Origin of the sequence: Flavobacterium cupriresistens (assembly GCF_020911925.1) — a bacterium.
Classification (GTDB): Bacteria; Bacteroidota; Bacteroidia; order Flavobacteriales; family Flavobacteriaceae; genus Flavobacterium; species Flavobacterium cupriresistens.
Genome location: NZ_CP087134.1, coordinates 2,351,445 through 2,362,795, shown reverse-complemented (window position 1 = coordinate 2,362,795; position 11,351 = coordinate 2,351,445). Strand labels below are relative to the sequence as shown.

The following is an 11,351-nucleotide window of genomic DNA, read 5'->3' as shown; positions in this document are numbered from 1 at the left end:
TAATTGGTTCAAAAAAAGTTTTTATAATCGAAAAAGCGTCTTATATTTGCACTCGCAATCAGCAAATGATAGCAACATACTGGAGAAATGGCAGAGCGGTCGAATGCGGCAGTCTTGAAAACTGTTGACTGTAACAGGTCCGGGGGTTCGAATCCCTCTTTCTCCGCTGAAGGCTTAAAAAAAGACTTTTCAAAGTTTATAAAAAAGGCCAAAAAGAGCGGTAAACCCTGCAAATCTAACGATTCGCAGGGTTTTTTCTTTTATACCGCTTTTCAATATTTATAAAAACACTCAAAAACTTTGTAGCGCATTCGTGACGCATTTTCGTTGTTCTTAAGATGCGAAAAATTATTCTATTTCTAGATTATTTCATTTAAAATATAAGCCCATAAAATAGATTTTTTAAGTTTAATTTATTAATTACGGAATCCCGTAAAAATCCTAAAATAATTTAGCTTATTATTACATTCTAAAAACTCAGGCTCATTTCATTTTCTATTAAAAAATCTGAGATTATTTATTAAAAAACTGATTGGAAAATTAAATGAGTATTTAAGACAACAATTAGTAATTTACATCTAAAAATGAAATTTATCCGCTATTCAAATATATGGTTGCTACACAGAAGCGAAAAGCAGATCAGGAGGCAACACAATGAGCTTTACCTGTCCTTTTTTAAACATCACTGCAAAGCGTGCATAAACCATTTTTGCGACCGGAATAATTGGTTTTCAGTTTTCCTGCTGGTTCTTATCTTTTTTGCTTTTTCCAGTTTTCCAAATTTAGAGATTCTGAATTTCCTTGATTTTAATTCAGTCCTTGCTAAGACTGTCGTCGACCAGCGAACCACCAATATAGCAGCAATAATAAGTATGAGTCTGGTTGTGGTAGGTTTTCTTATTACCAATCTTGCTTTGAAATCACCTACGACCATAAAGCTGCTATTCAAAAAATCCCGACTTTATTTCACCCTTTATCTTACCTTTTCAACCATAAGTTGCTTTATCATGCTGTCGACTTTTAGAGAAACTTTGAATGATTTCGTTTTTACCAGGGCCGTACTTGCAGGAACCTATCTATGCATCATAATCCTGCTTCTTATCGGTTACCTTTTTAGAAAGATCATACATTTCACTGATGACAAACATATCTCTGAGATGCTCAAAAAAGAGTTGCTTGATGAAGCTAAGGAAAAACTGAAACTGCAGCTATTGAAAAAATACAGCCGTGAGATTTACACCCGCTTCGCGTCACGGCGTTGCACGCAATATGAATTCCAGGTCAGTCTGCCTCTACTGCTATCCCAAAATTTTACTGTAGCTCCGGCAAATGACGAGGCGGAGGAAAAAGAAGACTTCAGGGAACTCAAAAACGTTAATCTGTTACTTCTGAAGCTTTACATTCATTTGCAGAAAAAGAAGCAGCAAAGCACCATTTCATTTAAAAGTATGACTCTTAATGAAACCTTCAACTATAACGAGGATCTGCTCTGGGTAAATGACAGAAAGAACGGCTGGTGGTCAAAATGGTTCCTAAAATTTTGTCTACTTACGGCTCCCAATCCTGCAAAAAAAACAGCACTGAATACATATAGGAATGAATTTGACAAAACAATACTAGAAAGCGCTCAGGAAAGCAGGCATGGAAAACTGGAAGTTACCCTTGCAGCCTATCTAGATCTTTACAAGCTGAAGATGCACCACCAAAACTGATTATTTTTTTATGAATGATGATATTACCTACGGAATAAGAAGCACGATAGCCGCTTCTGTCGCTAAAGCAATAGAGAACGACAGTCTGGAAACCTTCACGGTTTTGAATAATTTCATTGGCAAGCTACTTGGTCTGAGCGTTGCCAACAATTCTATCAGCATTTTTAGCGAGTACATTACCCTGCCCGCCTATTACTATCCTTTGAGCTATTCCAAATCCAAGGAAAATATAAAAAATCAAAAACTACATGGTATCGCGACTAATCGAGCGGCAAGTCTCTTATCAAGTCTTTTAAGTTACTCGATCCGATACCCGGACTTCACTACCGAAAGCTACAAAATAGATGAACTGACTGCAGTGAATACCTTCTTCTATTCCGGCTACAATGGCTTCAATAGGCTACTTTATCATATCGTAATGAACAGCGATTTGCAAATGTTTGACAAGGTATTTGTCCAGTTTCAGCAGATCAACTGGTATAACGATACTTCCAACGATCTGAAATGGAATATAAAAAGCAATTTCAACAGGCTGGATAAGGCCCAGCTGAAATCTGCGATGGCACTTTACGGTCAGATAAAAAAGAGAAATGATTATAAAAGGCATGTCATCAGTGGTTTGAACTATTGGATCATCTTTCTGTTTGCAATCGGAAAAATGGAACCTGAAACCGTTGCCCAATTCCTAGAAAAAATGAGGATTCCTGCCGATTCTGAAGAGATTCTGTCTGACATAATCCTTTTCACGTCAAATCCAAATATGGACTATTTGGAGTGGAGCGACTGGGATTATATGGAAAGGCCCGACGGTATTGCCTATTCCCCTCCTTCACCGAATCAATGGCTGACTTACGGGTTCCTTGTTAATCTGATAAGGGATGAGCACTATTATTTCAATCCTGCCAGCCTAGAGGAACAAGAATTATCCCAATCGGTCGGTTTATACGAATCCCTTAAATTGGCGGTGGCTGACATCAGCTCACATTTTGACAAATGGAAACCTATTTTAAATGTTGAAGATCTGGATGCACTAACAAGAAGGACTGAACCGATCCTGCAGAGCTTCAGGAGCATCAAAAAAGAGAGCATCAACGCAAAATACAGCGAAATAGCCGAGGAAAATCTGGATGATGGAAAGATAAGCGAATTCAGGGAACTAATTGGCAAGGCATGGCAGGATGCCGCCTTCATCCGAAATTTGTTCCACAGCAGAAAAAATACGGAAGCTGTTTTCCAAGATTCAAAATTTATAGGCCAGAAAACCTTTTTTGAACAGGCCAAGATTATGTTTATTAACGGCAGGCATTACCAGACAATATACAATATAAGCCAGATCGGAGGCGAAACCGGCAGATGGATTGACGATCGCTTTTTCAGTTCGCTAAATATTAAGGAGCTTCACTATGCAACCGATCAGGACATTTCCGAACTGCTTTCCAAATGCATCAATTCATTGAAAGCCAAAAAAATAACACCTAACGTTATCATCCTGCCGTCCATTTACAGCTATAAGGACGAAAATTTCCTGAATCAGAAAAAATTTATCAGAAAATCAAATCTTCAGGATGTGCACCACAATAACCCTCTTTCAAAATACTTGCTAGGAAGATACGACAGCATTGATGTATATACCTCATTCAGCAATGTGATAAACGATAAAATCATAGTGGCCGATTTTGAAAATTCCTTTAAGATGAAGTACTGCCGCCACAAAGATTGGTACGACGAGGAACTGATGGTGAAAGTAGACGCTGTCACTGATGGGAAAGCCATCGAAAAATTTGAATCCGATCCTCAAAAATGGACCAAAAGGTACGCTGAAGAGCATGACCTTTCGAAAGATGAAGCAATATCTCTGATCAAAAATGCTGTAGAAATTGAGATTGGATCATTTGCAGATTTTGAAATAGTAGACAAGGATTCATTTGTTGTCGGCATAATTCAGAATTCTAACCTTGAATAAACTAGATGTACTAACAAAGATTGGAGAATTAGAAAGCAGAATATAATCTTAAATTACTTTTCAATTCCACCTAACATGGATTAAAGGGTTTCAAAAAATTCTGTATTAGTTCGTCATAAAAATTTGTTCGAATTCCTCTTTCTCCGCTGAACTTTTGAAACCTTCAACTTCTGTTGAAGGTTTTTTCTTTTTATAGTAAAATCGATTCCAGGAACCAATAAATTCCTGAAAACTGATTCTGTTTTTTTTGCATCAGTTGAATCAAAAAATAAAATACCTTCATCCATCAAGACATAGAAAAGAATTGCAAGCTTACTTTTACTATAAGAACTACTGCATTTTTCAGATGATAATAAAGCATTCCAAGATTCATTTATGAGTATTTAAGTTTTCAATATTTTTTAATCTTATATCGAGTTTAAAAAATATCGAAATAGCATTGTACTATAAAAACAATCGAACAAGGAGAACGGGAAGAACAAGAAGAACATAAAACAACCAACAAATGATTGTTATTCCATACAAAATAATTAATTTTGTATGGAATAACAATCATCAGTAGCATCAGTAATATAATATTGAACGTATGAACAGAAAGAAACAAATCATTTATCCTAAATATCAGGAGATGATGGAACAAATGGGAGAAAATATTAAACTGGCAAGAAAAAGACGTAAACTTACTACTGTTCAATTAGCTGAGCGTGCAGATATTGCAAGATCAACATTGTACCTTATCGAACAGGGAAATGCAGGTGTAGCTATTGGTGCTTATTTTAATGTACTTCGTGCCTTAGGGCTTCAGGAAGATTTTCTTAAACTTGCAGCGGATGATGTTTTTGGAAGAAAGTTGCAGGACTTAGAGTTATTATAATTAGAAGAGATGGCACAGAACAAATTTGATATATATGTTTACGCGCATTGGAAGGGTATGCAAAAACCTGAGTTAACAGGCATACTGTCAGCACATTTTGCCAAAGGCAAGAAATCATTCAGCTTCGAATACGATAAAATGTGGATTAATTCTAAAGAACAGATACTTTTTGATCCGGATATTCAGTTTTATTCAGGCCCACAATTCCCAAATAATAAAGAAAACTTTGGTATTTTCCTCGATAGTATGCCTGATACATGGGGGCGAACATTGATGAAAAGACGCGCCAACCAGCAGGCTAAAGGGAACGGAGAAAAAGCACAAACACTTTATGATATAGATTATCTCCTAGGTGTTTATGATGAAAGCCGCATGGGAGCACTGCGTTTTAAGACTGAGCTCGACGGACCATTTTTAGACAATAATAATGCCAGCCCTACTCCACCGTGGTCTTCCGTCCGTGAACTGCAGAACGCTGCAAAAATGCTGGAGAATGATGATGATAAAGAGATCCAAAAATGGCTTTCAATATTAATGGCTCCAGGCTCTTCTCTTGGAGGAGCCAGGCCAAAAGCTAATATTCTTGATGATAATAAGGAACTCTGGATAGCAAAGTTTCCTTCAAAAAATGATACAATTGATAAGGCAGCATGGGAGATGCTTACCTATGAACTAGCTCTTAAAGCTGGAATAAATATGGCGCCAAGCAAGATTGAAAAGATAGCCGGCAATTACAATACTTTTTTCACAAAACGATTCGATCGGGAAAAAGAACAAAGAATACATTTTGCGTCGGCAATGACAATGACTTCTAATAGTGAAGATACAATTCGAGATAATATGCCAAGCTATCTTGACATCGCTGATTTTATTCAAAACTATGGAGTAAAAATTAATGAAAACTTACAGCAGCTATGGCGCAGGATAGTTTTTAATATTGCCGTTTCTAACACTGATGATCACCTAAGAAATCATGGCTTCATATTAACTAACGAAGGATGGATACTTTCTCCAGCTTATGATATTAACCCCTCAATAGATAAGGATGGACTTGCCTTAAATATAGATACTCATAATAACGAGCTTGATTTTAATCTTGCCAAAAGTGTTGGAGAATATTTTCGCCTAGATGACAGCCAAATGGATAAAATCATAAACGAAGTTATTGAAGCTGTGAGTTGCTGGAAAGTAATTGCTAAAAAAATTGGAATCTCAAGAGCAGAACAAGAATTAATGACTGCCGCATTTATAGTATCTTAATACTATCATCAAAAAATATATTTTCTATTTTTATGCAAAAGCGTATAATTTCAAAAACATATGTTTTTTTATATTCAAAAGCGGATAATTAGCTGGATAAAAAAACATTTAGAAATGCCATATAAAAGCGGGATAAGAAGCAATAGTTAAAATCCCTCTTCCTCCGCTGAACTTTTAAAACCTTCAACTTCTGTTGAAGGTTTTTGTTTTTATAGTAAAATCAATTCCATAAACCAATGAATCAATTACAAAAAATATTGATCCACAAAAAGAAAGCAAAAATGGAACGAATTTAAAAGAAATTCATTTGTTATTCATCAAATATTTTTTTTGATAACAACAGTTCCAACTCACGTTAGTAAAAAACATATTCAATGTTATTTTGATGAATTTATCTTTAGGATTAATAGCTCTATTTTTAAAGATACATATTTCACAAAACAATAGAAAGAATGATAAGTGAAATGCATGTTTATCAGAATCAAATAACAAAGAAGCCAAATATATAACTCGGCAATTTTATATACAAGATGAAAAATTAATTCAATCTTATAAACAAACCCTTTATAACATATTGTGTTTGTTTGTTTTAGATTTTACCTCTGAGTCGTTTAAGCTATTTATTTTCAAATACTAATTTTCTTTTCATTTGATTAATTGCACTGTACAAAATACTAAAAATTGCATCTGATGAAAACCCGCCCAATAATGCAAGCAAACTTTTATTGTACAACAAATCTGAAGTTTTCCCATTTAGAAATGGAAATATAAGAATTTCAGACATTAATAAACCAGACATTAATCCTAAAATAATGACTACAGGATAATAAGCTGAATCTTCTGGAATGATTGTAACTTTTCTAATGGAAGAATTTATGCTTCTGAGTAAATAAAACATAACTCCTAAACCAGAAATAGAAATTAAATACCCCAAATTAAATAAAAGAGAGACTCCATGATTGTCCAATACTCCTCTATCCAGTGATTTCATATTGACCATTGAGGAACAACTTATCCCTATAAAAGATATGAGAAAAAGAAAAGATATAATTAATAAATTTTTTGAAAAAGGCATTCGACTAAGAAAACTTGTATTCTTCCAATCAGTAGCTATTTCTTTGTAGAATCTTATAGACTTAGGAGTAACAGGAGAAATATTTGTACATAGTAAATTGTATGCTTCTAGTAAATCGTTTATGCTACTATTTTGGACTAAGATATTAACTTGGGGATTAATTGTTATACCATTATAAGTTGCAAAAGAAATCATACTATTAATATGTTTATTTAATTCGGTGATGACCTCCGTTGAAATACCAAGTTCATTTTGAACATCTGACGATGTAACTAATTTATCATCATTCTGGTTAGTTAGGTGGTTTTCTTTGTTGCTCATTTATTAAAATAATTTTACTTATCATATATTGATAATTAATATTTTGCTATTCACCTGATAAAGGTGGACTTTCTGGAATTAAACGACTAATGTAGCCTATAACTTGTTTTACATCAGACGTTAATATCATTGTGTCTTTTTCAACATTGTCGCTTTTTGGGCTCTCTATTATATTATTTAGTACAAATGTTCCCATACAAACAACGTTTTCTGAGGTTTTTCTATTACTAGAAAGAATTTCTCTATCCGTAGGATCAAAGTTTCCTTCAACTTCAATTCTCGATCCTATTAAAACAGATTGCGGAATTAATGGAAAACTACCTTTATTACCAATTAAACTTCCATTTGAAAAATAGCCTTTATCTAAACCATCAATTTTCCAAGAGTTGTTATTTAAGATTTCAAAGTTTAACCATGAACGATAGAAATCAACGCGAAGAAGTTTTAAATAAATTCTTGTGATTTTAGAATTTACATTTAGTGGTATTTCTGCATAATTTTTATGAGAATCGAATATTTTCCATGATAAATTAGAGTCATTCCCACTCAAAATTAAAAAGTCTTCGGAATTAGCGACAGCATTAGCTAAATCAATCTCTATTTCGACTAAGTTAGAGCCGCTGTCAAGTAACTCAACCCAATCAGACGGTTTAGCTTGCACATTATACCAATCTTCTGGAATTCCTCCAAAACCTGAAAGTTTTGAAAAATTATAAGAATTACGCGCACTTTCAAACACTGCTTGTGAATATTTTGAAAATGCATTTGCATTATTAACAATATTCCCCCAAATTTTAGATACAGAATTAAGACTGTCTACATAAGTAGGAAACAGTAATGGAATAGTATCGGACAATAGTGCAAACTGATAAGCTGCCCTATAATCTCCTGTCGGATTTGCACTAGAATGAGCATTTTTATACTGATTAATTTCAATTACAAAAGGAATCGAATTTAGTTGTAAAATGGTTTGGCCGATAGTTTCATTATTAAGATTCTTTAAAACTGCTTTTTTATCTTTTGCACATTCTAGATTTATTTTTTTTAACAATTCAGAAGCAATCAAAGATGATATATTTCCCATAGATTAATTATTTTAAATCGAAAATGGTATAAAAAATGTACCTCTTTCCGCTCAAAACACAATTTGAACAAAAAGAGAGTTAATTGAATAGGAAACTCCCTTTTTAATAAAACATCTAATTATTTGAATCTAGTTTTGGAGAGAAAGGAACAATTTTACTTACCCAACCAATTATTTGCATACCTGGAATTTTTATTTCTCCATTTTGAAAATCAGAATCAAAACTATCTTCTGTTCTTCCATAACCATAACTTCCACCAACAGAAAATGGACCATAACCAACCGAAATACTAGTTTTAATCGATTCTTTAAAATGTTCTTCTTCTTCGTGACTAAAATCTGCTTTTATTGTAATATCTCTTGCTACAATGAATGCAACGGGATACATTGGTATGTAATTCGATGCATTTGTTGAGTCAATTTTGCCATTAGATATTTCACCCTTCTTGAACAGATTGCTGGACCAATAATTTAAACGAAATAGGGATTCGGAAAACCAAGGACGTTGTATATTTACTTTTGCAATCATTGCCGAAATTTCTACACTATCTTTGTCAGCACTGCTAGTTGAATGTTCGAAACTACCTTCAGCGTTGGCTTTTACCTTAATAAGACCATAATTAACATTAGTATCTACACTAAAACTATGTTCTGTTGATTTTGATCTCAATTTAGTATTACCACCACTTATTTTTAATTCTGTAAAATTTGGATTATTTTCATCAGTCCAATTTGCAGGTGAAGGATAGCTAAACAACCATTTATCTGAAAATCCCAGAGAAGAACTAAATTTTTGATCATCACTAATTGCTTCTCTAGCTCGTTGAATAGTTTGTCTAATTCCATCATTAATCGTAGTATTTAAAATTGCTAATGCTTGTTCAACGTACTTAGCGTTACCAACAGCCAATTTTCTAAACGCGACCTTAATATTGTTTTCTAATATAGGGGCTTTCGCTTGCCAATTTCTATCAGCTGAAAACCTAATTGTATCATCTTTAGACCCTAAATCATCCAAATATAGATTATACGTATTTCTATAAATTATTATTGAAGAAACATAATCATTCATATTTGACTCATAATTCACATAATCTTCACCATTTGTTCTGTTGATTACTACCTCGCCTGTAAATGGATTTTTTTCCTCTCTTAAAGGATGAAGATAATTATAGGCTTTATCATAAATTTCTGCTTGTTTAGTATCCACAGCACTGTTGGAGTTAGCGCTAAGAATTATATCCTCATAATTTTTTGAAAGTGGATTATTTGAATTTTGCCATTCTATAGCCAATGGAGAAATTTGATCTACCATTCTTGAAAATTCTTCGGATGCCTTTAAGTCTCCCAAAGGATTTGATGGAGTTCTGGGATTGGCAAATGATTTAACATCTACTGCTGCATTTTTAGAAAAATGAATAAAAGTTTCCGCTTCTGTAAATGGGTTTGATCCGCTTGCCGGTTGATAAGTAACAGCATCAAATATTCTATCATAAATCGCTTGCAACAATTCTTTTTCTTGTTCTTGTGTCATAGTTTTATTTATTAAATGTTTATTGGGGAGTATAGAAATTGGCGTTATTGCGTTATTTTAATTTAAAAAAGCTAAACTGGAGTTTCATTAATTCCAAGTAAATACCTGAATATGGTTTCAAAAGATATTTTCTTAGATCCTATTTTTTTTCCATTATTTTGGAAGTCATTCAAGTAGGAAATTTTTAAATACAAGACATCAGTTTGTCTTTCTCCATGGTTACTATTTATTAAATCCTTCAAAATATTTCTAAAAGTTACTGTATTAGATAAAACATCAATAATACTATTTCCCGGTATAAAATCTAAAATACTTCTGGTCAATGCATTAATTGCAATATTAACAGGGTAAGTTCCATCGTATCGCTCTTTTTCTATAAATTTAGATATCCCAATATAAATGTCAGGTAAAGTCCTAATTTCGTTTGAAATAAAAACATTTTGGTTCATATAAAAGAAATCCACCAATTCAGAAAGTTTTCCAATTATCACAAGTGGCTGCACACCAGCCCCTTGTTCCGAAAACAAAAAATCTCCTTTTGAGCTTTTAATTGCTTTTTTTAAAACACCTCTATCTAAAACAATTCCTTGCCATGGCACTCTAATCAGTTGCGGGCTAGGTTCTCTGTATAACTCTATCATATTATTTTAAAATTTTTAGTTCATTTTAAAACAATTTTACATCCAATAAATTTATCTTATAAGTCTTTTTTAATAAATGAAGATAATAAATAGATAAGTGGTCCTTTTGATGGAATAAAATAATGCTCCTTTATGGTAAACTTGTTTGATCACTACTATTTATTAATTTACTTATACATGACTACTCCTGAACAAGTTTGGGTTTCTGATCTTACCTACATTGGAAAAAGAGATAATCTGTGTTATTTAAGTTTGATAACTGATGCGTGCTCAAAGAAGAAAATGGGATATTATGTTGCTAAAAATCTAAATACTCAAAGCTGTTTAAAAGCACTAAAGATGGCTCTTAAGCAGAGAATGCAAAACAAACTGCCTTTGATCCATCATTCTGATAGAGGTCTACAGTATTGCTGATGAATATCAAAAAGAGCTGGTAAAAAATACAGTATTATACAGTATGACACAAAACCCAGATCCTTATTAAAATGCAGTAGCAAAAATGATTAACATAATTTTAAAGCAGATATTTATAATGAATTTAGGCCTCATTATTCAAATTACATGCTCACACCAAATCAGATACATTGCCAAATAAAACGAAAATGAGAACTTATAAAAACAAAAAACAGCTACGAGAAAAACTTGTAACCGTCTAATTATTTTATCCAAAAAACTGTATCGTTTATTTAGGACTAGTCATAAAAATCAATTCCAGAAACCAATTCTACACATTTTTTTTCCATCCTATCATTTCGAACAAGATAAAATCTCAAAACAAAAAAACAAAGCTGACAGGTTTTTGAAACCTGTCAGCTTTAATTCACAAAAACGAAGAAAACTATTTCGTGCTGTATTCCTTAAAAAAGCACCTCTTTTACAAGGTTCTT

General features: G+C 33.1%; 9 protein-coding genes and 1 tRNA gene. 6 read left to right on the top strand and 4 right to left on the bottom strand.

The features are described 5' to 3' along the window. Positions 1 to 81: 81 nt before the first annotated feature. From LNP23_RS10310 to LNP23_RS10290, 5 genes are all read left to right on the top strand, one after another. Positions 82 to 166: transfer RNA gene (locus LNP23_RS10310), tRNA-Ser, on the top strand. A 418-nt stretch (positions 167 to 584) separates the two neighbouring features. Then, positions 585 to 1,712: an FYVE zinc finger domain-containing protein gene (locus LNP23_RS10305; protein WP_230004802.1), complete on the top strand. Its 1,128-nt coding sequence runs from the start codon at positions 585 to 587 to the stop codon at positions 1,710 to 1,712. Positions 1,713 to 1,722: 10 nt separating this feature from the next. Further along, complete coding sequence (locus LNP23_RS10300) at positions 1,723 to 3,675, top strand: hypothetical protein (RefSeq protein WP_230004801.1); 1,953 nt, start codon at positions 1,723 to 1,725, stop codon at positions 3,673 to 3,675. Between the two features lie 586 nt (positions 3,676 to 4,261). Then, entirely contained in the window at positions 4,262 to 4,549 is a 288-nt protein-coding gene (locus LNP23_RS10295; protein WP_047778161.1) for a helix-turn-helix transcriptional regulator, read from the top strand. A gap of 9 nt (positions 4,550 to 4,558) precedes the next feature. After that, positions 4,559 to 5,809 carry a type II toxin-antitoxin system HipA family toxin gene (locus LNP23_RS10290; RefSeq protein ID WP_230004800.1) on the top strand — a complete coding sequence of 417 codons (1,251 nt, stop codon included), beginning with the start codon at positions 4,559 to 4,561 and terminating at the stop codon, positions 5,807 to 5,809. A 616-nt stretch (positions 5,810 to 6,425) separates the two neighbouring features. Here LNP23_RS10290 and LNP23_RS10280 read toward each other — a convergent pair. The 4 genes from LNP23_RS10280 to LNP23_RS10265 form a co-directional block, all read right to left on the bottom strand. After that, positions 6,426 to 7,205, bottom strand: a complete 780-nt coding sequence (locus LNP23_RS10280; protein WP_230004799.1) for a hypothetical protein — start codon at positions 7,203 to 7,205, stop codon at positions 6,426 to 6,428. Positions 7,206 to 7,251: 46 nt separating this feature from the next. Further along, complete coding sequence (locus tag LNP23_RS10275) at positions 7,252 to 8,289, bottom strand: hypothetical protein (RefSeq protein WP_230004798.1); 1,038 nt, start codon at positions 8,287 to 8,289, stop codon at positions 7,252 to 7,254. Positions 8,290 to 8,404: 115 nt separating this feature from the next. Then, positions 8,405 to 9,823: a hypothetical protein gene (locus LNP23_RS10270; protein WP_047778153.1), complete on the bottom strand. Its 1,419-nt coding sequence runs from the start codon at positions 9,821 to 9,823 to the stop codon at positions 8,405 to 8,407. Positions 9,824 to 9,894: 71 nt separating this feature from the next. After that, complete coding sequence (locus LNP23_RS10265) at positions 9,895 to 10,464, bottom strand: hypothetical protein (protein ID WP_230004797.1); 570 nt, start codon at positions 10,462 to 10,464, stop codon at positions 9,895 to 9,897. A gap of 132 nt (positions 10,465 to 10,596) precedes the next feature. Here LNP23_RS10265 and LNP23_RS22940 point away from each other — a divergent pair, with 132 nt between their 5' ends. Then, positions 10,597 to 10,878 (top strand): DDE-type integrase/transposase/recombinase, encoded by a 282-nt coding sequence (locus LNP23_RS22940; RefSeq protein WP_428979170.1) that lies wholly within the window; start codon positions 10,597 to 10,599, stop codon positions 10,876 to 10,878. Positions 10,879 to 11,351 lie beyond the last annotated feature (473 nt).

What these genes read in the sequence shown, in the direction of transcription:
- LNP23_RS10305 (WP_230004802.1), top strand. Translation starts at nt 585, where the DNA reads ATGAAATTTATCCGCTATTCAAATATATGGTTGCTACACAGAAGCGAA.
- LNP23_RS10300 (WP_230004801.1), top strand. Translation starts at nt 1,723, where the DNA reads ATGAATGATGATATTACCTACGGAATAAGAAGCACGATAGCCGCTTCT.
- LNP23_RS10295 (WP_047778161.1), top strand. Translation starts at nt 4,262, where the DNA reads ATGAACAGAAAGAAACAAATCATTTATCCTAAATATCAGGAGATGATG.
- LNP23_RS10290 (WP_230004800.1), top strand. Translation starts at nt 4,559, where the DNA reads ATGGCACAGAACAAATTTGATATATATGTTTACGCGCATTGGAAGGGT.
- LNP23_RS10280 (WP_230004799.1), bottom strand. Translation starts at nt 7,205, where the DNA reads ATGAGCAACAAAGAAAACCACCTAACTAACCAGAATGATGATAAATTA.
- LNP23_RS10275 (WP_230004798.1), bottom strand. Translation starts at nt 8,289, where the DNA reads ATGGGAAATATATCATCTTTGATTGCTTCTGAATTGTTAAAAAAAATA.
- LNP23_RS10270 (WP_047778153.1), bottom strand. Translation starts at nt 9,823, where the DNA reads ATGACACAAGAACAAGAAAAAGAATTGTTGCAAGCGATTTATGATAGA.
- LNP23_RS10265 (WP_230004797.1), bottom strand. Translation starts at nt 10,464, where the DNA reads ATGATAGAGTTATACAGAGAACCTAGCCCGCAACTGATTAGAGTGCCA.
- LNP23_RS22940 (WP_428979170.1), top strand. Translation starts at nt 10,597, where the DNA reads ATGGTAAACTTGTTTGATCACTACTATTTATTAATTTACTTATACATG.